Source organism: Flavobacterium panacis (genome assembly GCF_024649945.1).
GTDB lineage: Bacteria > Bacteroidota > Bacteroidia > Flavobacteriales > Flavobacteriaceae > Flavobacterium > Flavobacterium panacis.
This window is the reverse complement of the sequence record NZ_JANKMS010000001.1, coordinates 587,195-613,341: the sequence shown is the minus strand read 5'-3', so window position 1 is coordinate 613,341 and position 26,147 is coordinate 587,195. Positions and strand designations below refer to the sequence as shown.

21 protein-coding genes are annotated in these 26,147 nt (G+C 33.8%); 8 read left to right on the top strand and 13 right to left on the bottom strand.

The window, feature by feature from the left end:
• Nucleotides 1–7 precede the first annotated feature (7 nt).
• Together NQQ59_RS02650 and NQQ59_RS02645 are read right to left on the bottom strand one after the other, a co-directional pair.
• Complete coding sequence (locus tag NQQ59_RS02650) at nt 8–1,228, bottom strand: DUF763 domain-containing protein (protein ID WP_144213343.1); 1,221 nt, start codon at nt 1,226–1,228, stop codon at nt 8–10.
• A gap of 134 nt (nt 1,229–1,362) precedes the next feature.
• The gene (locus tag NQQ59_RS02645) at nt 1,363–2,151 is read right to left on the bottom strand and encodes a polysaccharide lyase (protein WP_144213341.1); all 789 of its coding nucleotides are present in this window, start codon (nt 2,149–2,151) and stop codon (nt 1,363–1,365) included.
• Between the two features lie 645 nt (nt 2,152–2,796).
• Between NQQ59_RS02645 and katG the strand changes: the two genes are divergently transcribed.
• From katG to NQQ59_RS02625, 4 genes are all read left to right on the top strand, one after another.
• Nucleotides 2,797–5,073 carry a catalase/peroxidase HPI gene (katG, locus tag NQQ59_RS02640; protein ID WP_144213339.1) on the top strand — a complete coding sequence of 759 codons (2,277 nt, stop codon included), beginning with the start codon at nt 2,797–2,799 and terminating at the stop codon, nt 5,071–5,073.
• Nucleotides 5,074–5,307: 234 nt separating this feature from the next.
• Nucleotides 5,308–6,180: a helix-turn-helix domain-containing protein gene (locus NQQ59_RS02635; protein WP_257698124.1), complete on the top strand. Its 873-nt coding sequence runs from the start codon at nt 5,308–5,310 to the stop codon at nt 6,178–6,180.
• A gap of 76 nt (nt 6,181–6,256) precedes the next feature.
• A complete protein-coding gene (locus NQQ59_RS02630; protein WP_144213335.1) occupies nt 6,257–7,411 on the top strand; it encodes an iron-containing alcohol dehydrogenase in 1,155 nt (384 codons plus the stop codon).
• A 202-nt stretch (nt 7,412–7,613) separates the two neighbouring features.
• Nucleotides 7,614–8,249 (top strand): hypothetical protein, encoded by a 636-nt coding sequence (locus tag NQQ59_RS02625; protein WP_144213333.1) that lies wholly within the window; start codon nt 7,614–7,616, stop codon nt 8,247–8,249.
• A 16-nt stretch (nt 8,250–8,265) separates the two neighbouring features.
• On the opposite strand, the gene NQQ59_RS02620 is transcribed toward NQQ59_RS02625, so the two are convergent.
• The 5 genes from NQQ59_RS02620 to NQQ59_RS02600 all read right to left on the bottom strand — a co-directional run bounded on the left by NQQ59_RS02620 (nt 8,266) and on the right by NQQ59_RS02600 (nt 15,513).
• A complete protein-coding gene (locus NQQ59_RS02620; RefSeq protein WP_186296551.1) occupies nt 8,266–9,069 on the bottom strand; it encodes a leucine-rich repeat domain-containing protein in 804 nt (267 codons plus the stop codon).
• Between the two features lie 168 nt (nt 9,070–9,237).
• A complete protein-coding gene (locus NQQ59_RS02615; protein ID WP_144213331.1) occupies nt 9,238–10,674 on the bottom strand; it encodes a TolC family protein in 1,437 nt (478 codons plus the stop codon).
• Nucleotides 10,664–13,870 carry an efflux RND transporter permease subunit gene (locus NQQ59_RS02610; RefSeq protein ID WP_144213329.1) on the bottom strand — a complete coding sequence of 1,069 codons (3,207 nt, stop codon included), beginning with the start codon at nt 13,868–13,870 and terminating at the stop codon, nt 10,664–10,666. The genes NQQ59_RS02615 and NQQ59_RS02610 overlap by 11 nt, the downstream gene beginning before the upstream one ends.
• A gap of 21 nt (nt 13,871–13,891) precedes the next feature.
• The gene (locus NQQ59_RS02605) at nt 13,892–14,974 is read right to left on the bottom strand and encodes an efflux RND transporter periplasmic adaptor subunit (protein WP_144213327.1); all 1,083 of its coding nucleotides are present in this window, start codon (nt 14,972–14,974) and stop codon (nt 13,892–13,894) included.
• 146 nt (nt 14,975–15,120) lie between these two features.
• Complete coding sequence (locus NQQ59_RS02600) at nt 15,121–15,513, bottom strand: hypothetical protein (protein ID WP_144213325.1); 393 nt, start codon at nt 15,511–15,513, stop codon at nt 15,121–15,123.
• A gap of 246 nt (nt 15,514–15,759) precedes the next feature.
• Between NQQ59_RS02600 and NQQ59_RS02595 the strand changes: the two genes are divergently transcribed.
• From NQQ59_RS02595 to NQQ59_RS02585, 3 genes are all read left to right on the top strand, one after another.
• Nucleotides 15,760–16,338, top strand: a complete 579-nt coding sequence (locus tag NQQ59_RS02595) for a Crp/Fnr family transcriptional regulator (protein ID WP_144213323.1) — start codon at nt 15,760–15,762, stop codon at nt 16,336–16,338.
• Between the two features lie 163 nt (nt 16,339–16,501).
• Complete coding sequence (locus NQQ59_RS02590; protein ID WP_144213321.1) at nt 16,502–17,359, top strand: SDR family oxidoreductase; 858 nt, start codon at nt 16,502–16,504, stop codon at nt 17,357–17,359.
• A 120-nt stretch (nt 17,360–17,479) separates the two neighbouring features.
• The gene (locus tag NQQ59_RS02585; RefSeq protein WP_144213319.1) at nt 17,480–18,487 is read left to right on the top strand and encodes a VOC family protein; all 1,008 of its coding nucleotides are present in this window, start codon (nt 17,480–17,482) and stop codon (nt 18,485–18,487) included.
• Between the two features lie 83 nt (nt 18,488–18,570).
• On the opposite strand, the gene eptA is transcribed toward NQQ59_RS02585, so the two are convergent.
• Together eptA and NQQ59_RS02575 are read right to left on the bottom strand one after the other, a co-directional pair.
• Nucleotides 18,571–20,109, bottom strand: coding sequence for a phosphoethanolamine--lipid A transferase EptA (gene eptA, locus NQQ59_RS02580; RefSeq protein WP_307777119.1), 1,539 nt, complete (start codon nt 20,107–20,109; stop codon nt 18,571–18,573).
• A complete protein-coding gene (locus NQQ59_RS02575; RefSeq protein WP_144213318.1) occupies nt 20,078–20,905 on the bottom strand; it encodes a phosphatase PAP2 family protein in 828 nt (275 codons plus the stop codon). The genes eptA and NQQ59_RS02575 overlap by 32 nt, the downstream gene beginning before the upstream one ends.
• Nucleotides 20,906–21,176: 271 nt before the next feature.
• On the opposite strand from NQQ59_RS02575, the gene NQQ59_RS02570 reads away from it, so the two are divergent.
• Entirely contained in the window at nt 21,177–21,593 is a 417-nt protein-coding gene (locus NQQ59_RS02570; protein ID WP_144213317.1) for an EamA family transporter, read from the top strand.
• Between the two features lie 46 nt (nt 21,594–21,639).
• Here the strand turns inward: NQQ59_RS02570 and NQQ59_RS02565 are convergent, their stop codons facing one another.
• From NQQ59_RS02565 to NQQ59_RS02550, 4 genes are all read right to left on the bottom strand, one after another.
• Nucleotides 21,640–22,380, bottom strand: a complete 741-nt coding sequence (locus NQQ59_RS02565; RefSeq protein WP_144213316.1) for a hypothetical protein — start codon at nt 22,378–22,380, stop codon at nt 21,640–21,642.
• Between the two features lie 12 nt (nt 22,381–22,392).
• Complete coding sequence (locus NQQ59_RS02560) at nt 22,393–24,774, bottom strand: TonB-dependent receptor (RefSeq protein ID WP_144213315.1); 2,382 nt, start codon at nt 24,772–24,774, stop codon at nt 22,393–22,395.
• A gap of 186 nt (nt 24,775–24,960) precedes the next feature.
• A complete protein-coding gene (locus NQQ59_RS02555) occupies nt 24,961–25,299 on the bottom strand; it encodes a helix-turn-helix domain-containing protein (RefSeq protein ID WP_144213314.1) in 339 nt (112 codons plus the stop codon).
• A complete protein-coding gene (locus tag NQQ59_RS02550) occupies nt 25,300–26,061 on the bottom strand; it encodes a phosphatase PAP2 family protein (protein WP_144213313.1) in 762 nt (253 codons plus the stop codon).
• Between the last annotated feature and the right edge of the window lie 86 nt (nt 26,062–26,147).

The following is a 26,147-nucleotide window of genomic DNA, read 5'->3' as shown; positions in this document are numbered from 1 at the left end:
TATTAGGTTAAAACAATTCAAGTTGATTGTTCGGATTTGAAGGTTTATTTTTTGGAGGTTTAGCGTCTCCAAAAACCGTTTTTCCTCCATATTTGTACGATTCGTCTCGTTCTTTTTTAATTAAGGCATCAAAATTAGAATTGGGAGTAAAACCTTCTTCGGCTTTTCTTGAGATTTCAGATAATTTTCTGATGGCATCAATTTTATCACTATTTCCGATTTTTGCTCGGTTAATAGCCCTTTGCAAAGTATCAATGGTTTCGTCGTATATTTTTACCGGAACAGGAAACGGATGTCCGTCTTTTCCTCCGTGCGCAAAAGAGAAACGCGCAGGATCTTCAAATCGGGTAGGAGTACCATAAATTATTTCGCTAACCAATGCTAAAGACTGTAAAGCTCTTGGTCCCATTCCTTTTAAAAGTAATAGCTCTTCAAAATCTTCAGGTTTGTTCTCATGAGTTGTCCAGAGCATTGCACCAAGTCTTTTCATGTTAACATCCTCAATTCTGACATCATGATGTGCAGGCATAGAAAGATGCTGCATTTCTTTTATAATTTTTGTTGGAGATTCTTTGACTAACTCCAAAATACCTTCTCTTGATTTTGTGGCTTTCTCAGCGGTTAGATTTAAGATTGTTCCTTGATTTTCTCCATAAATAAAAGTATGAGGTTCATTTATAAAAGACTTTAAATCCGGTGAATGCCAGTGATATCTTCTTGCTGTTTTAGAATTAGGATTCATTCCTTGTTGTATAACAGCCCATTGTCCTTTATTGTCAACAATAAAATTATGTTGGTACAACTGAAATCCGTCCTGAATTGCTGTATTGTCTACTTTAGCAGTAAGTCGACTGCAATTGGCCAGATTGTTTCCGTCAAGACCTGTTTTTTCGCCCACAAATAAAAGTTCTTGTGGCGTTAAAAGTGAATTTTTGCCCTTTCCTCCACAGATATAAATACCAAGTTCTTTGGAATGCGGATTGACAGATTTTTTTAATGCTCCCAATACAGAAGTAGTAATTCCAGATGAATGCCAGTCCATGCCCATTACAGCACCAAAACTCTGAAACCAAAAAGGATTACTCAACTTACTCACAACTTCTGAAGTAGAAAATTCTAAAGCTATCGTTTCGACAATTGCAAAACCAAGTTTAGACATTCGTTCTGAAAGCCATAATGGAACTTGTCCATAATGTAAGGGAAGATCTGCTGTACCGGAACGTTTCATGTTGAGTAATTGTGTTTTACAAAGGTAACAAAAATGCATCTAAACCAAATAGTTAAGATCAGCCAACTGAAGTAAATGGAAATAAAAAAATCTCTAAATTTTTGATTTAGAGATTTTTAATTTTTTAAAGTATACTATAATGCATCCCAGGAAGCGCTAGGGTAATAAATAGAACTTGTAACAGGCGCTTTCCAATAATCCTGACTACCGCCACGGAAAGTATGAAGACTTACGGCATTAATATTTCGTTTGGCATCATTGGTTACCCAACGGATTTTTTGATTTAATATCTCAGTACCATTCACATAATATTTTACATATCCATCTGTATTAGAACCAGTATTTAACTTAACCGATATTTGACAATTATAAGTAACTCCTTCCTGTATGTAATATTTTTTTCCAAAATCATTACCAAATTGTCCAGGCTGATCTTTGTAATAGACATAGGGCTGAAGATAAGCTCCACTTCCTTTCGTACTGTTTGATCCATTTGGGCAATACCACATAAAGCGTGCACTTCCTCCATTGCCGTCCCATCCCGGATCACCGCCCGTATTCTGGTCGCCAATTAGAATACCATAACCGCATTTACCACCTCTGCTCCAGTAAAATCCCGAATTAAATTTCATCGTAAACCAAACGGTATAAACGCCTGTTGACCAAACGCCATAAGATGTACACAAACCACCAGGACATGAAAGTGTGTTGGTTTTCAATGTAATGGTTCTGGCTCCAGCATCCGCTACTTTGGCTGTGGTATTACTTTCTAATGTTTTATCAGAAAGGTCGTCTTTGTCATCGATTTTTGATGACTCTTTGTTAATAGCTTGTTTTACTTCTACATCTTGTTCCTTTTCGCAGGAATAAAACATTACAGTTGCAATAAAAAGCAAACTTGTCAATTTTAGATTTTTTTTCATTTTTGAAAAATTAAGGTTAGTAAATGATTAATAGTTAATAAATTAAATAGATTGTGGTTGTATCTATGTCTTTTACGAGTTTGTAATTGACAATGTAAAGTTGTTCAATAATAATTTTTGTCAGGAGTAATAAAGTCCGTTTTTACGTACATAAAAATCCAGTAGATATATTTTTAATATATTTTTCAGATTTTGAAAAAAGAATCACTCAGAGAAAATAGCGTAAAAACACAATCTTCAGATCATTAGTTATAAAAGTTGCTTGAAGATTAAAAGAAATAGAAAATAGAAGCACTTCTGAGTTTACACTATATAAAGAATCTATTTTTAAGAGAAAGAATATCTAGCATTCAGCCTTTCTTATTTATAATAAATATAAACATCTGTACGATACGGATTTATGGGGTGTAGAAAGATTCTTTTTACTAAATTTATATAGTTAAAAGTCTAATATTTATAAAATTGTTTATAGGTTCCTGAGAATAAAAAAGACATTTTTAATTACTATTTGTGTTATAAGTAATTACGTTTAAAAATTTTCATTGAATAGATTTTGTCTATTTAGAAAGTAGTATTTATGATTCACAAACTTATTTTTCTCTTTTATTAGTTCTTAATTTAGTAAAAAATAAAAAATTTAAAACTATGGATAATCAATCAAATGACATCAGCAAATGCCCTTTTCATAATGGGAGTATGGACAAACAAGCTGCTTCAGGCACAAAAAATCGTGACTGGTGGCCAAAACAGTTAAAAGTAAGTATACTGAGACAGAATTCATTATTGTCGAATCCACTGGATAAGGATTTTAATTATGAAGAAGCTTTTAAAAGTCTTGATCTTGAGGCGGTAAAAAAAGATTTACATGCTCTTATGACTGATTCACAAGATTGGTGGCCTGCAGATTTTGGTCATTACGGAGGTCTTTTTATACGTATGGCATGGCATAGCGCAGGAACTTACCGAGTACATGATGGACGAGGTGGAGCCGGAGCAGGACAACAACGATTTGCACCTCTTAACAGTTGGCCAGATAATGTGAGTCTTGATAAAGCACGAAGACTTCTTTGGCCAATTAAACAAAAATATGGACAGAAAATTTCTTGGGCCGATTTATTGATCTTAACTGGAAACGTTGCTCTGGAATCAATGGGCTTTAAAACATTTGGTTTTGCAGGAGGACGTGCAGATGTTTGGGAAGCGGATGAAGCTGTATACTGGGGATCTGAAACTACTTGGTTGGGTGGAGATGAACGTTATAAAGACGGTTCTGAAGGAGTGCCAAAAGATCATGGTGTTGTGTCATCAGATGATGATGCAGACGGAGATTTTCATAGCAGAAATCTGGAAAAACCACTTGCAGCAGTTCAAATGGGACTTATATATGTAAATCCAGAAGGACCAGACGGAAATCCAGATCCTATTGCAGCAGCTAAAGATATTAGAGATACATTCGGAAGAATGGCTATGAATGATGAAGAAACGGTAGCCTTAATAGCTGGTGGACATACTTTTGGTAAAACGCATGGAGCAGCTCCTTCTGAAAATGTTGGTGCAGAACCTGAAGCGGCAGGTTTAGAACTACAAGGATTGGGATGGAAGAATAGTTTTGGATCAGGTAAAGGTGCTGATGCCATTACAAGCGGATTAGAAGTAACCTGGACCACAACGCCAACACAGTGGAGTAATAACTTCTTTGAAAATTTGTTTGGTTTTGAATGGGAGCTTTCTAAAAGTCCAGCAGGTGCACATCAATGGGTAGCAAAAAATGCTGAGGCAATTATTCCAGATGCTTTCGATGCTAACAAAAAACATCTTCCAACAATGCTGACTACGGATTTGTCATTAAGACTAGATCCTGAATATGAAAAAATATCACGTCGCTTTTTAGAAAATCCTGATCAATTTGCAGATGCTTTTTCAAGAGCTTGGTTTAAACTGACACACCGTGATATGGGGCCACGCGCTCTTTATCTTGGATCTGAGGTTCCGCAGGAGGAATTGTTGTGGCAAGACCCGATTCCAGAAGTAAATCATGCCGTAATTAACGATCAAGATGTTGCACAGCTAAAAGAAAAAATAGTAAATACAGGATTAAGTATATCTCAGTTGGTTGCAACAGCATGGGCTTCTGCTTCTACTTTTAGAGGATCAGATAAACGTGGTGGAGCAAATGGTGCCCGCATCAGACTTGCACCACAAAAAGACTGGGAAGTAAATAATCCAGCTGCACTTAAAGTAGTTTTAGACAAATTAGAAACTATTCAAAACGAATTTAATGCGGCACAGCATGACGGGAAAAAAGTTTCATTGGCTGACTTAATAGTTTTAGCTGGTTCTGCAGGAGTTGAAAAAGCAGCTAAAGATGCTGGTATTTCTGCCGTTGTGCCTTTTTCTCCTGGTCGTATGGATGCATCTGCAGAACAAACAGATGTTGAATCGTTTGGATATTTGGAGCCAAAATCTGATGGTTTTAGAAATTACAGAAAAACAAAATCATCTGTATTAACAGAAGAACTTCTTATCGATAAAGCGCATTTATTAACTCTTACTGCACCAGAATTAACTGTACTTTTAGGAGGTTTAAGAGTTTTGGATATTAATGCAGACGGTAGTAAAAATGGAGTGTTTACAACAAGACCGGGTCGTTTGACCAATGACTTCTTTGTAAACCTACTCGATATGAACACACAATGGCAGTCGGTTTCTAATGATAAAGAACTTTATTCAGGAAACGATAGAAGTACAGGACAGCCAAAATGGATAGGAACTCGTGCCGATCTTGTTTTTGGTTCAAACTCAGAACTGAGAGCTATCGCTGAGGTTTATGCCGCTTCTGATGCCCACGAAAAGTTTGTAAATGATTTTATTGCAGTATGGGCTAAAGTAATGAATCTGGACAGATTTGACTTAAAAGCATAATTTATTTCAGAGATAACAACTTTAAAAGACGCCGATTTAGGCGTCTTTTTTTATTAAAGTTTATCCATTCGAAGTAAAATGGTTTGAGCCTTTAATTTATTTATGTAAACTTGCACCACAATTCTGAACCGCAGTTTCCTCTTTCAATAAACGTTATTTTTTTAGAATTCCTTTCGATAAAATCATTCCAATATTCTTTATTGAAAACTGCGTAAATAATAAATTCCCTTAGTTTTGAAAAGACTTGAATTAAACAAACATATTACAAAACGAGAAGACCAAAGTTTATCTTTTCGTGTTTTTGATCTCACAAAAGAGCATTTACAAAATTATTTCGAACCTCATAAAAAAGATCATTTTAGTATTTTGATGGTCGAATCAGGAGAAATTGAAATTCATTTGGAAGAAGAAATAATACATCTAAAAGCAGGTAAAATTTCGATGATATTTCCAGAACAGATTTCGTATGTTTCCTTAATTTCAGACGATTTATCGGGTAAAATTATTCTGTTTGAAGAAATTCTGTTTTGTTCGGATATTTTAAAAAATGAATTACTGTCTTATAATGTTAATCTTTCGTCGCATTTAAAATGTATCTTTTTATCCCCGGCAGAATTTACCCATGCGAAATCAATGGCTTCTTATATCGAGAATATTTATTCAGATCCAAGTCTTATTCGTAAAGAGCAGGGAAGGTTTTACATTAAAATTTTATTATTAGGATTAATAGAATCTGTACATGGTCAGCATCCTGTTTTTCAGCATGAAAGTGATAAAACGCTTTATATTCGATTTAAAAAAATGCTGAATGAACGTTATAAGGAAGAAAAAACGGTTCAATTTTATGCATCAAATCTGGCTGTTACTACTAAAAAACTGAACAGTATTACAAAGAAACATTGCGGTGAAACGGTTATCAATGCTATTCACAATAGAATTCTTCAGGAAATCAAGAGAATGTTGCTTTTCTCTGATCTTTCTCATAAACAGATTTCATTAGAACTAGGTTTCAGTTCACCTTCTGCACTTAATAAATTTGTAAAAAGCAAACTAGACGAAACCCCAACCGAACTGCAGAAAGAACTGGCTCAAATTTATATCAAATAGACCTGATTGTATAACACCGCCCGTCATACCTGAAATACTTTTGTACTTGTATTAAAACATAAAATATAAGTATAAAATGAGCAAGTTATTTATTGCAGGAGAAGTTTTCCATGGTGCAGGAAGTCTTGAAGAATTAAAAAACATTAAAGGAAGCAAAGCTGTAATTGTTACAGGTGGAAGCTCAATGAAAAATAGTGGTTCTCTAGATAAAGCAGCGGCTTACCTTAAAGAAGCAGGAATTGAAGTGAAAATTTTTGAAGGTGTAGAAGAAGATCCATCATCTGAAACTTGTTTTAAAGGAGCAGAAGTAATGAAAAGCTTTCAACCTGACTGGGTTATTGGTTTAGGAGGATGTTCAGCAATCGATGCAGCAAAAATGATGTGGGTTTTTTACGAATATCCAGATGCTGATTTCGACGCTATGATTAAGCCTTTTAACGTTCCTGTTTTACGTAAAAAAGCAAAATTTATTGCGATTCCATCTACTAGCGGAACGGGTACAGAAACAACTGGTTTAGCGGTAATTACAGATCGTGAAAAAGGGGTGAAATATCCTATCGTTTCTTACGAACTAACTCCGGATATTGCGATTGTTGATGGTGAAATCTGTGCGTCTATGCCAGCACACGTGACTTCAAATACTGGTTTGGATGCATTAACGCACTGCGTTGAGGCGTATGTTTCTAATATTGAGAATAATTATGCAGATGTACTTTCTAAAGGAGGTTTAGAAATTGTTTTCAATAACTTAAAAGAAGCAGTTCAAAATCCATCAAACATTCAGGCGCGTCAGAATATGCACGATGCTTCTTTTATGGCAGGATTAGCTTTTAATAATGCATGGCTTGGAATCGTACACTCGTTATCTCACCAAGTAGGAGCGTTGTACGGAATTCCTCATGGTGCTTCTAACGCAATCTTTTTACCAAATGTTATTCGTTACAACGCAAAAGAAAGCAGTCGTTTTCCTGATTTAGCAAAAGTAATTGGAAAAGAAACTGCAGAAGATTTAGCACAGGCTATAGAAACATTAAGAGCTGATGTAAACAATCAAGCAGCTATTAAAGAATTCGGAATTTCTCGTGAAGACTGGGACAAAAATCTTGATTTTATTGCCAACAATGCATTTTTAGATCCATGTACAGGTTTCAACCCAAGAAAACCTACTGTTGAAGAATTAAAAGAAATATACAATGCTTGTTATGATGGTGTTGTGTATAATGAACAATAATACGCTTATTGAAATATAATTTAATTTGTTAAAGATAAAGCTGTCAAGTATTTGACAGCTTTATTGATTTATATTGATTGTGAATTTAAGTAGAAACCAGAAAATCTGGATTTATCAAAAAACTGGACTATCTATAACTTGGTATTCCTTACTAATTTTGTATAGTAATTAGTAGAAGTTTATCAATTATAATAATTTAGGTATGTCAAAATTTCATCTTAATATTCAAGAATTAATTCAGGGAGAATTTATATTAAACAAAGTAAATATTGCATTTGTGTTTCAGGTAAATTGCCCAGGTTGTTTTATATATGGAATTCCGATTATGAATGATCTTTACAAATCCTTTAAGGATAAAGCAGGATTTATTGGAGTAGCTACTGCTTTTGAAGATTTTGAATATAACAACGAAGAAAGTTTAAAGCTGTTATTAAATGATGGTACTTTAGTGGGAGAAACCAAAAAGCACTATCAATCTAATTATGAACTTTCTAATTACCCTGAAAAACTGAATTTTCCAGTTGCTTTTGATCGTATTACAGCTTCTGATGAATTCGTCACTACAGAAATGATTAAACTAATCTGCGACGCTGTGCCGAATTTTGAAGCTTATTCTGAAACGGAGCAAGAGATTTTAATCCAAAAGGTAAAAGCATACTATGATCAGATTCCTGTAATAGCCGAAACATTTACTATCAATCAGTTACAAGGAACACCATCCTTTATTATTTTTGATGAAAGTTATACTATTTTAGGAAAGTATTTCGGTTACCAAAATCTAGATGTATTAAAAAACAAATTAGAAGATTTGCTGACTCAGAAAAAAAGTAATGCTTAATAGGGGCTTAAAATCTTTACTTTTCCCATATTTTTCTGATCAGCTTTAAAACTGGAAATTTTTTATTATCAGTATCTTCATTTAATGGAGTTTCATTTATTGTAGTTGTTTCAGCAACACTTGCATTAGAGTTTAGCTCATTTTCATATTTTTTTAATTCTATTTCAAAAAGTTCATCTTCATCAAGAGGTTGTTTTAGATCTGCACCTCCTTTGTGCGGAAAAGAAACATAGTTTTCATGTGGTTGTGGAAGTTTAGATTCACATTCTTTTGAACATAAATTCACAAGTAAAGGCAAAACATCAGTAGCAACCATTAAGGAAATCCAAAGTTGATTGGTCTGTTCATATGTCATCTGTTGATCACAGACACTACAAGTCAATGTTTGTCCAGAGTAACGCACCGGATTATGGTTTAAACGAGGAAATCCCATTCTATTTTTATAATTGCCATAAAGTGCTCTTGTGCTTACTCTGCTACTTTTGAGATTTTTGCATTTTGTGATTTCATATGGAAGCCAATGCAAATCATACGAAGTGTAAGGATCAAAATATTCAAGCGCTTCCATTTCTCCAATTTCTGGAGGGATACGTTTAAGCTTACTACCGTAAAGCCATACTTTTTTAACCTTTTTTAGATTGGAAATAGTTTCTGGTAGTGTATAAATTTGAGCAAATAATTCGGGTCCAAGTTCTTTTGACGGAGAAAACTCTTCAAGATTTTCTGCAGCAACCTTGTCAACATATTGACAAAGCTTTTTCCAAGCAATAGAATTTCTGTCTTGTATATCATTTTCAATCTTAGAGATTCTTTTTTTCATTTTTTTGCTTGAGGTCGTTTGATGTAAAAATATAAAAGTTATTTAATTTGTAGAAGAACTTTAGAAAGTATCAAATACTGATTCTTCAATTAAATTTATAATTAATTTTAAAAAAAAGAGACCAGCTTTTCAACTGATCTCTCTTCCCAAAAATAAAAATGAAAACTACTAATTCCAGCCGCCGCCCAATGCTTTGTATACATTTACGAAGGCACTCATTTGCTGTTTTTTGGTTTCAATAAGTTCAAACTTAGACTCTAAAGCATCTTTCTGCGTTAGTAAAACTTCCATATAATCAGCTCTAGCTGAACTAAAAAGATTATTTGAGATTTGAATAGATTCGTTTAATGCCTGAACCTGTTTGGACTTCAAATCATAACTTTTTGCTGTATTCTGAATTTTAGACAACTGATTTGCTACTTCAACATAAGCATTTACCAAAGTTCTTTCATAATTGTAAACAGCCTGAATTTGTTTCGCGCTTGCTGTAAGGTAACTTGCTTTAATAGCATTTCTGTTGATTAAAGGAGCAACCAAATCGCCTGCAATAGAATACAATAAAGATTCTGGAGAAGTCAGTAAATATTTGGTATTGAAAGCTTCATATCCAATTCCGGCTGAAATACCAAGTGAAGGATAAAAATTGGCTTTAGCGGCTTTAATATCCAGTTTTGCAGCAACTAGTTCCATTTCTGCTTTTTTGATATCAGGACGGTTTTCCAGCAACTGAGATGGTATTCCGGCATGAACATCTGCAGGAGTTATAGTATTGAAACTATCACTGTTTCGAGTAATTTTTTGAGGAAAACGCCCCAACAAGAAATTGATTTTATTCTCCGTTTCCGTAATCTGCTGTTGAATATCAAATTGCAGACTTTGTGTACTTAAAATCTGTGCTTCAAAACGGCGTACAGCCAGTTCGTTTACTCTGGCAGCCTCTTTTTGTATTTTTACTACTTTTAAAGCATTACTTTGAATATCAATATTTTGTTTAATGATTTCCAACTGATTATCTAATGCTAAAAGTTCATAATACGAGTCGGCTATTTCTGCAATTAAATTTGTAATTACAAAATTCTTTCCTTCAATAGAACCTAAATAACGATTTAAAGCTGCTTTTTTAGCATTATGCAATTTATTCCATATATCTATTTCCCAACTTGAAGTCAGCGCAAAACGATAATTAGGAAGCGGATCTGGAGTTTCTTTTCCTGGCATAATTTCAGTTGTAGCTTCACCAGAACCAGTACTTGTGTATCTTCCAGATTTGGTTACATCTGCTCCAGCATTAAAACCAACAAATGGGAGGTATTCTCCTTTTCTTGCTTTTACTTCGCTTTTAGCAATTTCGATTTCTTGAAGTGTGATATTTAATTCTTGATTGTTTTTTAAGGCAATGTCAATCAGATTTTCAAGATTTTCGTCTGTAAAGTAACTTCTCCATTTAACTTTTCCAGTATTGATAGTGTCTAATGTATTATCAGTATATTTTTCTGGTACGGTTCTGTTTTCTGTTTTTTCTACAATTGCTGGTGTTTTACAACCAGCTATAGAGAGTAATACGCAGGCAAGACCTGCGTATTTGATATTTTTATTATTCTTCATTTTCCTCCGTTTGATTGTTTTTTGAAAAATCATCTACATGATGCATGAATTCATCAGATAAAGAACTTTCTTCTTCTCCTTTAATTAGTTTTCGGCCTTGTGCCATCGAACCAAAAATGTAGTATAATCCAGGAACTATAATTACTCCGAAAATGGTTCCGAAAAGCATTCCTCCAAGCGCAGAACCTCCAATGGTTCTGTTTCCAATTGCACCCGCTCCAGAAGCAAAAATCAACGGAATTAAACCAGCAATAAAGGCAAATGATGTCATCAAAATTGGTCTAAAACGAACTTTGGCACCTTCGATAGCGGCTTCGAGAATAGTAGCGCCCTGCTGATGCTTGAGGACGGCAAATTCGACTATCAGAACGGCATTTTTACCGAGCAAACCGACGAGCATGATCAATCCGATTTGTGCGTAAATATCGTTCTGTAATCCCATCATTTGAAGAATGACGAAAGAACCCAAAATTCCAACAGGAATAGATAGAATTACCGACAACGGAATAATGAAACTTTCATACTGTGCAGCCAATACAAAATAAACAAAAGCCAATACGACTAAAAAGATATAGATTGATTCATTTCCTTTACCAGCTTCATCGTAAGAAAGTCCTTCCCATGCAATGTCATAACCTTTCGGTAATGTTTTTACAGCCGTTTCTTGCACCGCTTTAATAGCATCTGCCGTAGTATATCCTTTAGCGGGCTGCCCTTGAATGGCTGCTGAATTGTACATGTTGTAACGCGTAACCTCGTTTGGCCCTTGTGTTTTCTTAAGAGTCATAAACGCAGAATAAGGCACCATTTCTCCATGATCATTTTTCACAAAAAGATTTAATACATCCGACGGAAGTCTTCTGAATTTTGGATCCGATTGTACATACAATTTAAAGAAACGTCCAAATTTGATAAATCCTTGTTCGTATGTACTTCCGATCAAAATGTTAAGGTTTTCCATTGCTTTACCAATAGAAACTCCTTTTTGCATCGCTAAATCATTGTTTATTTCTAATTCGTATTGTGGATAATTGGCAGCGAAGAAAGTAAACAGACCAGAAAGCTCTTTACGTTTGCCTAATTCGGCCATAAACTGTTTGTTGATTTTATCAAATTCCTGATAATTGGTACTGGTTGTTTTATCCAATAAACGCATAGAAAAACCTCCAGAAGAACCAAATCCCGGAATTGCAGGCGGTTCGAAAAACTCTACAACAGCTCCTAAATCTTTAGATTTTTTTTCTAATTCTTCCATGATTTCTGTTACAGAATGTTTTCTGTCAGACCATGATTTTAAGTTAATCAAACAAGTTCCGGCATTAGAACCACGACCTTCCGTCATAATTTCGTAACCAGCTAAAGAAGAAACAGATTCAACACCTTCAACTTTTTCACAGATTTTCTGCAATTTCTGAGCAACCTGATTGGTTCTTTCTAAAGTAGCACCAGGCGGCGTTTGAATAATTCCGTAAATCGTTCCTTGATCCTCACTCGGAATAAATCCAGAAGGTAGAACTTGATTTTCTATGAAAATAAAAGCACAAAACGCGAATAAAATTCCGAACGTTAAAACTCTTCTGCTTACGATTGCTTTTAAAACCGTAACATAACGTCCCGTTAATCTTTCAAACCATCTGTTAAAAGCATCAAGAGATTTTGTCAATATATTTCCTTTTTTCTCTTTTCCATGATTGTTTTTCAAAAGAATCGCGCAAAGAACAGGAGTAAGGGTTAAAGCTACAATCGCCGAAATGATAATCGAACTTGACATTGTTACAGAAAATTGTCTGTAGAAAGTTCCAACTGGCCCAGACATAAACGATACCGGAATAAATACAGATACCATAACGGCTGTAATGGCGATAATTGCACCTCCAATTTCACCTAAAACTAATTTTACAGCATGATAAGGTGTAATATGTGGAAATTCTTCAAACTTGGCATGGACAGCCTCGACGACGACAATCGCGTTATCTACCACAATTCCGATCGCTAATACCAAAGAAAATAATGTTACCAAGTTGATTGACATTCCAAACAACTGAATCACAAAGAAAGCTCCAATCAAAGAAACCGGAACAGCAATAATCGGGATCAAAGTCGAACGCCAATCTCCTAAAAAGATAAATACCACCAAGGCAACCAAAATAAAGGCATCTCTCAAAGTATGAACCACCTGATCGATAGAAGCATCTAAGAATTGAGAAACGTCATAACTGATTTTATAATCCATTCCTGGAGGAAAACTGCCTTTCATTTCTTCCAGTTTCGCTTTAACGGCATTAATTACGTCGCTGGCGTTACTTCCGTAGTTTTGTTTTAATACAATAGCGGCAGAAGGATGACCGTCAAGATTCGAGTAAATATCAAAAAATTCACTTCCTAATTCTACTTTTGCAATGTCTTTTAAGCGAATGCTTTCACCTTCAGAATTCGCGCGAACGATTACATTTTCATATTGTTTAGGCTCGTCGTATCTTCCTTTGTAAGTCAGTACATATTCTAGAGATTGTGCTGCGATACCAGAACTTTGTCCCAAACGTCCAGGACGACCAATAATACTTTGTTCCTGAAGTGCTTCCATAACTTCTTCAACAGAAATTTTGTAGGCTCTCATTCGGTCAGGATTCAGCCATACACGCATTGCATATTTACGACTTCCTAATATTTGAGTTCTGGCAACCCCTTTTACACGGCTGATTTCTGGGATCATTTTTACATCGGCATAGTTGTAAAGGAATTTTTCATCCATGCTTTTGCTTTTGGAGTAAAGATTGACATACATCAACATACTCGGCTGAATAGGAGTAATTACAACTCCTTCACGTTGAACTAGTTCAGGTAATAATGGCATTACCTGATCGACCCTTGTTTTCACTCTAATTACAGCTTCATTAGGATCGGTTCCCGGTTCAAAAATTATTCTCAATGTTGCTTCTCCCGCACTTGTGGCGTCTGTCGCCATGTATCGCACACCTTCTGTACCGTTAAGAGAGTTTTCTAAGGTAATTAAGGTCGATTTTACCAATACATCGGCACTGGCTCCGGGATAAGCAATAAAGATATTTACAGTTGTGGGCGCAATTTGAGGGAATTGCGATATAGGAAGCTGTTTGATCGACAGCGTACCTAGAAAGACAATTATAATCGAGATTATAATTGCAAATACGGGTCTATGTATAAACTTATTAAACATTTCTTCTTTTTTAAGATTCGGTTATTCTGCGTACAGTTCTAAATTGGACATAACCGATTCAGGTTTTAATACTTCGTAGTCTATTTTTTGATTTTCTTTTACAAGACGAAGTCCTTCTAAAAGTATTTTATCATTAATAGATAAACCTTCTTTTATAACAAATAAATGTGGCATTTCGGCAGCAATAACAACCTCTCTAGATTTTACAGCGTTGTTCTTATCAATTACATAAACATATTTTTTATCTAATACTTCGAAAGTAGCTTTCTGTGGTATTAGCATAGCATTTTTAAGTTCGATTGGCATTTGGATACTTCCAGTTTCTCCGTGTCTCAATAATCTTTTCGGATTAGGAAAAGTAGCTCTAAAAGGAATGTTTCCTGTTTCGTTATCAAAATCTGCTTCAATGGTTTCTACCACTCCAGGATATTCGAATTTTTTGTTGTTAGCCATCAAAAGGTTGACTTTCATTTTGCCATTTTTCCCTGCTTTTTCCTGATAATCCAGGTATTCAGATTCCGGAACATTATAATACACCCACATTGAGCTGTTGTCTGCCAGTTCTGTCAATAATTCCCCTTCATCAACCAAACTTCCTTGACGCACGTGAAATTTGTCTATGATTCCGTCAAAAGGAGCTCTGATTTCTGTAAACTGAAGATGAACTTTGCTTAAAGCCATTTCTGCATTTGCTTTTTCTAGTTTCGCTTTTGCCATTGCCAGTTCATTTGGAGAAACGACTTTTTCGTCAGCTAATTTTTTGGCATTTTGATATTCAATTGAGCTGAAACTTACTTCTGCTTTAGACTTTTTTAATTCAGCTTCGTAAAGTGCAGGCATGATTTTAAATAAAAGTTGTCCTTTTTTAACCATTTGTCCTTCATCAACATAAATTTTTTCCAGATAACCGCGCTCTTGAGCTCTTATCTCAATATGTTGTATAGAGTGTATCTGTGATACGTAATCTTTTGTAATTGTGGTGTCTCTTTCAATTGGAGTAGTAACCATAAACTTGGTTTTTTCCTCTTTTTCTTCTTCTTTTTTGGAGTTACAGCTTGTAAAAACTAAGGCGCACAAACTCATGATCATGAAAATTCTTTTCATAATTATTTCAGCATTAAAATGTAATTTATTTTTGATTTTTAAGTAAAAGGCCTTTGGAAATAGACCATAGAAGTTCGTATCCGTCTTTTTTAGAGGATAAAAACAATAAAGAAACTAGCTATTAAGTAATAGCTATTCGTAAAAAATCAAATTCTGAAAACCTGAAGCAACAGATATACTTTATTATCAAGTAAACTGAAAATTTTGCAGTCATTTACTTTTTGGGTAAAAGCAGTCGAAGAAACGACAAAATGATTGCTGCTGTGAAAAATTAAAAAGTAATTATTTTTTACCAGTTGTTTTTGAACTGTAGAAAAATTCTCTTCGTTTTCTTCATTATCAAAAAGACAGATTTTTCTTTTAAAGGAATCAAAAGAACGTCCTCTGTTTAAAGTATGTTCATTTGTTGAATTGTCCTTTGATATGGTAATGAAAGAAAAATTTTTATAAGAAAAAGTATTAAAGTGTGCATAAGCATTGCCAGATCCGTTTATAAGCAGGACAATTGAAAGTAAGAGTTTAATGCACCAATTTTTCATAAGAGTCACAAATTTAAACAAACGATGTCATAAAAACAAAGGAGTCATTTTATAAATTGAATAAAATATCGTTTTATTAACAAACCGTTTCTATAATTTAGAATTTTATTTTTTTGATGAATAAAAATAGTTAATCACTTAAAATCTGATTCATATATAAATACCTTGGTATTACTGAAGGATTTTTATGAAAATTCTTGTATCAAATCAAATTTGTTCTAGAGGTTTTATATAATTTTACAATCTATGTATGAAATATTCCAAAAGTATCTTGAAGACAAAGCTGAACTGACTCAGGCAGAATCAGAGCGTATACAATCATTTGCTATTATTAAAAAACTTCGTAAAAGACAATATCTACTCCAAGAAGGCGATGTGTGGAAATACGATGCATTTATTACACAGGGTTGTGTAAGGACTTATACGGTTGATGAAAAAGGAAGTGAACATGTCAATAGTTTTAGTATTGAAAACTGGTGGACTGGAGATCGTGAAAGTTTAATGATGCAACAACCATCACGTTTTAATATTGATGCGATTGAAGATACGGAACTGGTACTTTTTACCCACGAAAATTTTGAATTGCTTTGCAGGGAAATCCCAGCTTTTAATACTATGGTAAATACCATTTTGCAGAGAAGTTTTATAGCAGCTCAAAACCGAATTCAGGCTTCACTGACTTTAACTGCCGAAGAAAAGTATTTAAACTTTATCAATAAATATCCAGGGTTTGCATCACGTATTCCACAGACGATGATTGCTTCCTATTTAGGAATGACACCAGAAACACTAAGTCGTATTCGAAAACAGACGGCAAAAAAATAATACCATCAGGAGCTTTTAAAGCTCCTTTTTTTATGCCCTTTCCAAACTCTTGATCTAAATCAAGTTTTTACTTATTTCTAATCAATGTACAGGTTTTGCATTAGACGCAACTTTGTAATGTTCAAAAGAAACAAACATTATAAACATTTAAATAATAGAAATCATGTCAAAAACAATTTTCATTACAGGAACAAGTACAGGCTTTGGAAAACTTACAGCAATCACTTTAGCAAATGCAGGTCATTCTGTTATTGCAGGAATGCGTAACACAAAAGATAAAAATGCCGATGCAGCAAAAGAATTAGGCGCTGTAGAAAACATTGAAGTAGTAGATATTGATGTTACCGAAGATGTATCAGTAAATAAAGCTATTGAAAAAGTACTAACTAAATACGGAAAAATTGATGTCTTGATCAATAATGCAGCAGTGAGCGGATTTGGTTTGCTTGAAGGTTATTCTATTGACCAAGTTCGTAAAATGTTCGATGTCAACGTTTACAGTGTACTTCGTATGTATCAGGCAGTTCTTCCTTCTATGAGAAAAGAAAAAAACGGACTTGTAATTAACATTACAACTGGAGCAAGCGGACACACACTTCCTTTTATGGTTCCTTATATCGCTTCAAAATTGGTGGTAGAAAGCTTTACAGAAGGATTACAAGATGAACTAGCAGACTACGGAATTGAAAACGTAAGTATTCAGCCAGGAGTTTATCCAACAGAAATGAACAACGGATCGAAAGTGGGTATTCATGCCGATAAAACAGCAATTGTTGAAGAATACGGTGATGCAGCAACAGAAAAATTCAACGCTTTAGGAACAGCATTATTTGGTAAAATGGCGCAGTTTGATATGAATCCGCAGACTATTGCTGATGGTATTTTAGAATTAGTAAGCATGAAAAAAGGGGAGAGACCGCTTCGTTTTCCGCTTGATGCCATTGCACAGGGAACTGATAAAGAATTCATAGAAGCTCGTGCAAATATTAAAGCAAAATGGGTAGCGGCTTACACTAATTAATTTAAGCTTTAAAGCAATAACAATATCAATAACAATATCAATAAACAATATCAATAACAATAACAATATCAATATCAATATCAATAGCAATAGTAATATCAATAAACAATATTTAATATCATGAAAACAACTTATAAAAAATCAAATAAAAAAGTACAAACTTCAGCTGCAGCAATGCTTAATTTATTAATACTATTTTCAGCATCCGAAAAAACAGTTGCACAAAACAATGCAGGAATCGTAGGAATTGATCATGTCGGAATTAATGTTCCAGATCTCAACAAAGCAGTTACATTTTTTAATGATGTACTTGGTTTTACACCTGTAACGCAGTTAGGACCAATTCCGCTTGACGCTGAATGGAAAAAATTAAATCATATTAATCCGAATACTGGAGCCGTTACTATAAAAATGATCAATGCAGGAAATGGCGCCAGCATCGAAGTATTTGAATATGCAGATAACAAAGGAAGTTTGAATCACCCAAATACAGATGATATTGGAGCATCGCATATTGCTTTTTATGTGAATGATATTGCTGCTGCAGTACAATATTTAAAAAGTAAAGGAGTAAAAATCTTAGGAGAACCTTTTACAATGCCATCGGGAGATACAGCAGGAGAATCTTGGGTTTATTTTGAAACACCATGGGGTTCTAAAATGGAATTGGTTTCATATCCAAACGGAAAAGGCTATGAAAAAGAAAGTCCTAAAACGATCTTATGGTCTCCAAAAAATAAATCAGTTAAAAAAGCTTCCTCAGATGATTTTGATTCTAAAAAAAATACAGCAATAGTAGAAAATCACCTTAAAATCTGGAATGAAAAAGACGAAACAAAACGTAAAGCATTATTAAATCAAGTCTATGCTTCGGATGTGGAAATGGTTGACCGTCATTTTATTGCTGAAGGAATTGACGAAATCAGTAAGTTTATTGTAGAACTTCAGACTAAAAATCCTGATTTTAAATTTACAGCCAAATCGGTTGAAACGAATCACAATATTGTTCGATTGTATTGGCAGTTTGGTTCAAAAGCAAAACCAGCTGTTGTAAGCGGAATGGATTTGTTTGTGATTGAAAATGGTAAAGTTCAGAAATTGTATGTGTTTGTAGAAAAGGAAGCATAATTTTTGAATTGAATATCATCATAATTAAAAAGCCGGAAAAAAATAATTTCCGGCTTTTTAATTTCTTATTTTCAGTGTATCAATTACTTAAAAATATTCAATTTTTCATCATAAATAGGACTTTGAATATTTAGAAAATGCAAGACACTATGAAAGACGTATTGTTGAGAAAGTTCTTTATTGGGTTTAATTTGTTTTGCAGAATCAGACATCCAGACAATAAAAGGGATTTCGTATTGTTCTTTCGGGGCAATACTTAATGGAAGACCATGCATATACAGATTTTTTTCTCCAAGAGATTCCCCGTGATCCGAAACAAAAATCATGGTACTGTTATAATCTTTTAACTGCTTTAAATCTTCAATCACATTATGCAGGATATAATCGGTATAAACAATAGTATTGTCGTAGGCATTTATTAATTCAGTTTGAGAACAATTTCCTAATTCAACACTATTACATACCGGTTTAAAAGTTTCAAATTGAGGAGGATATTTTTTACTATACGTTGGGCCGTGGCTGGTGCTGGTATGCAGTATAATCAATATTTTATTTTTGGTACTGGACAAAATTTGCTCTTTTAATCCTGTTAAAAGAACTTCATCATAATTACATTCTTCGCCTTTACAATCTGGCATTAGAAAATCTCTTTTTTGATAATTTTTGATATGAACAGGCGGTTCTCCCCAATTTGTAGTTCTCCAGACCACTTCTACATTATTTCGGTACAAGTAATTGGGAAGGATTTCGTAGAGATCATCTGTTTTTTTAAAATCTAAAATAGCTTTTACACCACCAGTAGTATAAGTAGCAGAGGACACAGCATTAAAATGATAGAGATTTTCTGTTTTAGAAAGATAAGGATTTGTATTTTTTTTATAACCGTATAATGAAAAGTTCTCCCTTCTTGCAGATTCTCCAATTACCAGAACCACAACAGATTTTTTGTTGTCTTTTATCGTGGCATTAGGCAGTAGAATCTCTTTTTCATTTTTTTTGTGTTTGTGAATATAAAAAAGTGAAGTATTTACGGTATATGACCACGGCATTGCTAATCCTCCTAAGGTTTTCGAATTTTTATCAATCCATAACCAGTTTCCGGCATTCACAAAAACTAAAATTAGAAGAAACAAAAGAGTTACAGAAAATGTCGTCAAAAACTTTTTAAAAGATACTTTTATTATTTCAGTTTTAATGATGTAAATACTCGGTAAAATGCCTAGAAATAGGAGGTAGATTATCAATTTAAAAGAGAAAAAGCTACTAGATTCATCATAATTCGTATTCAGGATATTTCCCACCATACTTTCGTCTATAATCACACTGTAGGTATTGATAAAGTAAACGGCCAGTGCATTTATATTGAAAAATAATAGTAACAGAAATTTTCCGAAATAACGGGATAAAAACAAGAATAAATAAAAAGCAAAAAAGTTTGCCACTACCATAGCAATTACTAAACTGATAATGATAATTATTCCGTTAAAACTTTTATAATCAACATGATTGAAAACAAAAGTAAAGAAAGGATAATGGAAAAATAAAAAATTTAGGAAACTCATTAATAGCGCAAACTGAGCTATTTGTAAACTACTTTTTGATATATACTGTAGTAATTTCATAAAGAGAAATAATTAAGACGATTAAAGATATATAATATATGGTTAGGTTTTCATCGATTATTTTAGTTACAAGACAACTGGCGCAAGCTAAAAAGCCCAGAATAAAAACGGGATAATATTTTTTATTGTTGATCCACTGCCAGATATTGTATTTTCTACTTATAAAAATGCCCAGCAATCCTGAAAAATAGCCAATAATTCCTCCGACAATTACATCAATAGGATAATGAGCTCCAACGGCAACTCTTGTAAAGATGAGAATCAATCCTGTGATGATAAATAAAGCAGACCAGAGTATTTTGCGTTTCATTTCTAAAGGCATAAATCCGAACAATAAAACAGTCAAGGTTGTAAAAATAGTTATCGAATGCCCTGAAGGCAGACTGTTGTTCCCACAAACTGTTTTTCCGATAATGAAAAAGCTATTGTTTTCAAAAACAGCAGCAGGTCTTGGTACACCAAAAAAGCTTTTAAGGACATTACAAAATACAAGAGAAATAATAGATGCCGATAGTAGAGATTCCCATATTTTTGGAGCATAAATAATCAGTATACTGAGTAACGAAAAAGGAATCAGTGCATTTCCTGTTTGTGTGAGATTGTATTGAATTTTAGGATATTGCGCTAATTTAGAATTTAGAAAAAAGAAAGCTTCCTTTTGGATTTTTATATAAGAATCTGCATGAAGTGCATTTTCTTTATAAAGAAAGCATACAATTAAAAAGAGGAAAATAAACGGCGGATAAAATGACGATAATTTCAGTTTTGAATAATTGTTTATAACACTCGAATTCATTTGTTTTTGTTTACAGTTTTGTTTAACATCTGGTATTTTCAAAAAATAATGAAGGAAGGTTATAATCCAATTTTGAATAAATTCTGATTTTTTTTCAGATTAAGTTTTATTTAATGCAGCTTTAATGTAAATTTCATATAGACTGTTTTTTAGGGCAAAATTGATCTGTTTTTTGAAGATTTTTTTGCGTAAACAGTACAGAATTTCTTCAGATTTACGTTCCAAATTTGCTCTTGAATAAGATCCTTTTAATCTTTAATACAATACAATTATGTGGTGGATTTTTGCATTGCTTTCAGCTTTTTTTGCAGCTTTGACTGCTATTTTCGCTAAGATGGGAATTAAGAATGTAGATACTGATTTGGCTACAGCAATCCGAACAGTAATTATTTTGATTTTGGCCTGGGGAATTGCCTTTTTTAAAGGAGGAACAAAGAGTATTTTTTTCCTAACAAAAGAGAACCTTATTTTTCTTTGTTTATCAGGAATCGCAACTGGTCTTTCTTGGATTTTTTATTTTAAGGCGTTACAAGCTGGAAAAGTTTCTCAGGTTGCACCAGTAGATAAAATCAGCGTTGCGATTACAGTAGTATTATCGGTTTTGTTTCTGCATGAAAGAATAAGTCCGCTTGGAATTTTAGGAATGCTACTTATTATCTCTGGTACCGTTGTAATGATCTATAGTTAATTAAAAAAGCCAAATCTTTTTATATAAAGATTTGGCTTTTTAGTTATTAGTTTTCCAATAAGAAATAATTACAGCGATGTCTTATGGCGCTATAATTTACGCCTTTGTAAACACCCGATTTAGGTTCATTATAATCTTGTCGGATGATATACAAACCTTTCATGGTGGTATAAAAGACAGCTTCTCCATTTTTGTCCAGAATTACTTCTTTTTCCCAGTTTTCCGGATTAAAAATGCGAATTTTTGTGCCTTCTTTTGAGGTTTTATTTTGAAAAAATGCCTTAAGAGTTACTTTTTTGTCTTCTTTATTAAGAATTAAATCCAGTATTTGAACAGGCTTTTCTACAATCTGAGTTATTTGACCAACATTATATACTGCTGATATATAATCAATTGGTAGTACGTTTTTCCCACCTGTAGCAGAACGATCTACAACAGGATGTTTGTCATTAATTCCAATGATTCTGTATCTGCCTTCGTTAGAAGGAATGAAAATTCCCAACCAGCAGTCTTTTTGTTTGTTAAGAGTCAGTAATTGTTCTGAGCCTTTAGAATCAATAATTCGTATTTGAAAGTCACCGGCTAGATCTAATTCTTTTCCAGTATCGCGATGTCTTACACCAAATTCATCCATGCTGCCGTAACATAATTCTATTTTTACCTTTTCGTTTACTTTGCCAGAACCTTTTACATCAATCCAATAAGCTGCTGCAAAAGAAGGTGTAATAGTTAAGAAAAATAAACAGAAAGTATAGAATAAGTATTTGCATTTATTTAATTGATTCACTTGTATTGAATTTTAGAATTTTAAAGCAAAACTACCAATAAACTGAGCAGGCATTTGCGGAGTCAATCTTACATTCCATGCTTTTTCGCTTGTTAGGTTATTAACCTTCACACTAATTCTGTATTTTGGCTGATCATAGTATAGAGAAGCATCTAAAAGTGTATATTCTGGAATAGTTACTTTAGTAGTCTGCGTATTGATTACATAAGACATGCTTCCATAATTAACACCAAAACCAGCACCAAATCCTTGAAGTTTTCCTTCTGGAATACGATAGCTCAACCATAAATTTACAGTATTGGCAGGACCAGAAAGCGCAGGACGAAGTCCGTTTACCGTTGCATCTGCTTTTGTATATTCACTGTCGTTATAAGCATATCCTGCGATTACATTAAAACCAGAGAATGGATTTGCAGTAAATTCAGCTTCAAAACCTTTGCTTCGCTGTGTTCCATCTTGAATAGAATAGTTGGTATCTGCTGGATCTGGTCTTAGAGAATTTGCCACACGAATATCGTAAACACTTATTGTACCCACTAAACGATGATCAAAAACATCACCTTTTACACCAAATTCTAACTGGTTAGCATGTTCTGGCTTGAATGCTGTTCCGTCCAAAGCTTGTCCGCTTTTGTTTAAGAAACCATTCATGTAATTCGTAAATACCGATAAATGATCTTTACTTATTTCATAAACTGCTCCTAATTTTTGAGAAAGAGAAGTCTGATTGTATGGACCTGCAGAAGTTCCGTTAGCGCCAAGTCCTCCGGCGGTTACACCAGTTGCAATATTGTAAACACCAAGATATTCGTAACGATCCACACGAAGACTCAACATAGTCGAAAGTCGGTCTGTAATATTAAAAACATCTGAAACATAAACAGCATAAGTATTGTCTCTGTTTTTTTCTTTACGTAAAGTACCGCTTCCAGACTCAGCCAAATTATCAATCATTTGTTTGTTTGCACCAGAATTTGCAGGTGGATTAATAAAATCAAATGTTGGAGAATTGATGGTAAGTCTGTCAAAATCATTATAATTATTATAGTAATCTAAACCAGCGACCATTCTGTTTCTGAACTTTCCAATTTTAAAGTCACCAATAAAATTCTGCTGAATATCAGTTGCAATAAAGTTCGTATTTCCTGTAATAACTTGTACTCGTGCTGTGGTATCACTTAAACCGTTTATTGCAGTAATATAACCATCAATAGTAGAACGAGCTCTAGAAATAATGGTTTGCGAAGTCCATTCTTCCGATATTTTATAATTAATTTGTCCGAAGATGTTTAGCATTTGAGTATTATAAACCAAATCATTACTCATGAAAGTTCTTTCGTAAGGAAAAGCAATATCAACAATAGACTGCGTTTTATTGCTTCTGTTGAACGGATTAAAACGAACTACAGAAGTACCTTTTTCCTGTCCAAATTCAACATCTAAAAGAATAGAAAGTCTGTCTGTAATTTGGTATGAAAAACTAGGAGCAATACTAATGTTCTTAGTAAAACCTAAATCCTGAAAACTTTTCTGATTGGTTGTAGCTGCATTTAAACGAAATAAAGCTGTTTTGTCTTCATTTACAGGCGTATTCACATCGGCAGTTAGACGATTAAAGTTATAACTTCCACCAAAGTAAGCTATTTCTCCACCAAAATCATTGTATGGTTTTTTAGTTACACGATTGTAAACTCCACCATAACTGCTGGCAACACTTGCTCCGAACAAAGTAGCCGAAGGTCCTTTTATAGCTTCAACACGTTCCAGATTTACAGGATCAATAGAAGAGAAGGCAGCTCCTGCAACTCCATTACGCGCATTAGGTTCTGTTTCAAAACCACGCGAACGAAATGTTACTCTTCCCTGATTGGCAATCATTGGAATTCCAGCTCCAGGAACATTTTTAGAAACACTTCCAAGATCGATAGCCGATTGTTCAATAATAACTTCTTTTGGAACAGTATTGTAAACTTGTGGATTTTCTAAGTTTTTCAAAGGTAAACGCGCTACGTATTTACTTTCTTTTTTCGAAAATCTATTCACATTTCCAGAAACCGTAACTTCTTGAAGTGCCATTACATTTTCTTCTGGCATTTGAAAATCTGTAGTGGTGGTTTGACCTGCAATTACTGTAGTTTCAATAATTTGTTCTGGAGCTCCTAAAACTTGTATTAAAATGTGGTAGGTTGATGCAGGCAGATTTTTAAAGTTGTATTTACCTTCTTCATCAGTAAGAGTTGATTTTTTTAGTTCTATTATAGAAACAGAAGCAGAGGCAAAAGGCCTTCCATCAACAAGTTTGATCTGACCAGTAATGGAGCCCGTAGATTGAGCATGAACGGCAGTTATGTTTAGCAACAGAAAAGCTACTAGACATATGTAAAATTTTGGCATAAAATATTGTATTATGGAGTTTTAAAATGAGCCACAAATATAAAACGCATTATTTAGATTTAGTCTTAATAATGGCTTAAGATTATGATTTCTTAATGTTATATTATTAAATTACTTGATAGTCAGTACATAAAAAAAGCCTACTTATTTTAAATAAGCAGGCTTTTCTTAAAAAATTAGATTTTACTATTTGTTTAGACTTTTCAATCTTCTAATTTCTTCTTTTAATTCTTTGTTTTCTTTTTGAAGAGCATTTATTTTCTCCAGCATTTCCAAAGGTGTAAACGTATTGGGCTGACCAGATTTTCCAGATGGAAGACTTGCTCGTCTATCATTTTCATAAATTTCTTCTTTGCTGACTCCTAAAACCAATGCTATTCTGTCCCATTCAGAATCAGTGATGCTTGTAAGACCACGTTCTTTACGGCTGTAAGTTCCTTGTTTCATATCTACAAGTACAGCCATGACATCTTGTTTGATCTCACGCTTTAAGCGCATTTCCTGAAGTTTTGTTTTTTTTATCATTTAAAATTGCATTACAAGACCGCATCCGGCCTGTTTTCCATTATAAAAAGGAGTTATCATCGAAGAAACTTTGTTTTCTTTTGATGGAAATATTTTGTTTTTCACATAAGGATATAACCAATATGCTGCTTTTGTACTCAAAATTCCAATTCCAGCTCCAGCCACAACATCTGTCAGCCAATGTCTGTTGTTGTACATTCTAAATAATCCTGTTCCCGTAGCAACCACATAGCCGCTGATACCATACCAGATAGATTGATCTTTATATTCCTGATATAAAAATTCTGCTCCTGCAAAAGCATTAGCAGTATGTCCAGAAGGAAAAGAATTGTTACTCGTTCCATCTGGTCTTTCGACTTTTGTGATGCTTTTTAAAGCAAAAACAGTAGCACTCATCATTAAATAAGAACTTGCCAGAATGATCGATCTGTCTTTTAAATTATTTTTTCCTTTAATACCCATGGCATTCAAAGCATATACAGAAGCAGCCGGAGCATATTGCGAAAAATCATCAATCGTAATTTTATGATCAATGTCTTCCTGAACTTCTTCTCTGATATTAGAATTATAGCTTTTCAGCTGGTCGCTTTCTAAACCAATAACTCCATAACCAATTAGTACAGTGGGAATAATCAACTGCTTATAATTGAATTTTAAATTCGAAATAGTATCCGTTTTAACAATAGTATCGTTAACTGTGTTCTGCGCATTTAAAAGCGCATTACTGAAAAATAATACGAAAATTACTCTAAAGATTTTCATGTGAATTAGCGTTAAAAAATAAAGTAATTTTCTTCGATAAGTAAAATGCTTAACTATTACGCAACGAAATTCACAACCAATTTTGA

Bases quoted from the DNA above. Each gene is read 5' to 3' on its own strand.
- NQQ59_RS02650 (WP_144213343.1), bottom strand. From the start codon at position 1,228: ATGAAACGTTCCGGTACAGCAGATCTTCCCTTACATTATGGACAAGTT.
- NQQ59_RS02595 (WP_144213323.1), top strand. From the start codon at position 15,760: ATGTATGAAATATTCCAAAAGTATCTTGAAGACAAAGCTGAACTGACT.
- katG (WP_144213339.1), top strand. From the start codon at position 2,797: ATGGATAATCAATCAAATGACATCAGCAAATGCCCTTTTCATAATGGG.
- NQQ59_RS02585 (WP_144213319.1), top strand. From the start codon at position 17,480: ATGAAAACAACTTATAAAAAATCAAATAAAAAAGTACAAACTTCAGCT.
- NQQ59_RS02575 (WP_144213318.1), bottom strand. From the start codon at position 20,905: ATGAATTCGAGTGTTATAAACAATTATTCAAAACTGAAATTATCGTCA.
- NQQ59_RS02570 (WP_144213317.1), top strand. From the start codon at position 21,177: ATGTGGTGGATTTTTGCATTGCTTTCAGCTTTTTTTGCAGCTTTGACT.
- NQQ59_RS02600 (WP_144213325.1), bottom strand. From the start codon at position 15,513: ATGAAAAATTGGTGCATTAAACTCTTACTTTCAATTGTCCTGCTTATA.
- eptA (WP_307777119.1), bottom strand. From the start codon at position 20,109: ATGAAATTACTACAGTATATATCAAAAAGTAGTTTACAAATAGCTCAG.
- NQQ59_RS02555 (WP_144213314.1), bottom strand. From the start codon at position 25,299: ATGATAAAAAAAACAAAACTTCAGGAAATGCGCTTAAAGCGTGAGATC.
- NQQ59_RS02615 (WP_144213331.1), bottom strand. From the start codon at position 10,674: ATGAAGAATAATAAAAATATCAAATACGCAGGTCTTGCCTGCGTATTA.
- NQQ59_RS02590 (WP_144213321.1), top strand. From the start codon at position 16,502: ATGTCAAAAACAATTTTCATTACAGGAACAAGTACAGGCTTTGGAAAA.
- NQQ59_RS02610 (WP_144213329.1), bottom strand. From the start codon at position 13,870: ATGTTTAATAAGTTTATACATAGACCCGTATTTGCAATTATAATCTCG.
- NQQ59_RS02630 (WP_144213335.1), top strand. From the start codon at position 6,257: ATGAGCAAGTTATTTATTGCAGGAGAAGTTTTCCATGGTGCAGGAAGT.
- NQQ59_RS02605 (WP_144213327.1), bottom strand. From the start codon at position 14,974: ATGAAAAGAATTTTCATGATCATGAGTTTGTGCGCCTTAGTTTTTACA.
- NQQ59_RS02620 (WP_186296551.1), bottom strand. From the start codon at position 9,069: ATGAAAAAAAGAATCTCTAAGATTGAAAATGATATACAAGACAGAAAT.
- NQQ59_RS02625 (WP_144213333.1), top strand. From the start codon at position 7,614: ATGTCAAAATTTCATCTTAATATTCAAGAATTAATTCAGGGAGAATTT.
- NQQ59_RS02645 (WP_144213341.1), bottom strand. From the start codon at position 2,151: ATGAAAAAAAATCTAAAATTGACAAGTTTGCTTTTTATTGCAACTGTA.
- NQQ59_RS02560 (WP_144213315.1), bottom strand. From the start codon at position 24,774: ATGCCAAAATTTTACATATGTCTAGTAGCTTTTCTGTTGCTAAACATA.
- NQQ59_RS02550 (WP_144213313.1), bottom strand. From the start codon at position 26,061: ATGAAAATCTTTAGAGTAATTTTCGTATTATTTTTCAGTAATGCGCTT.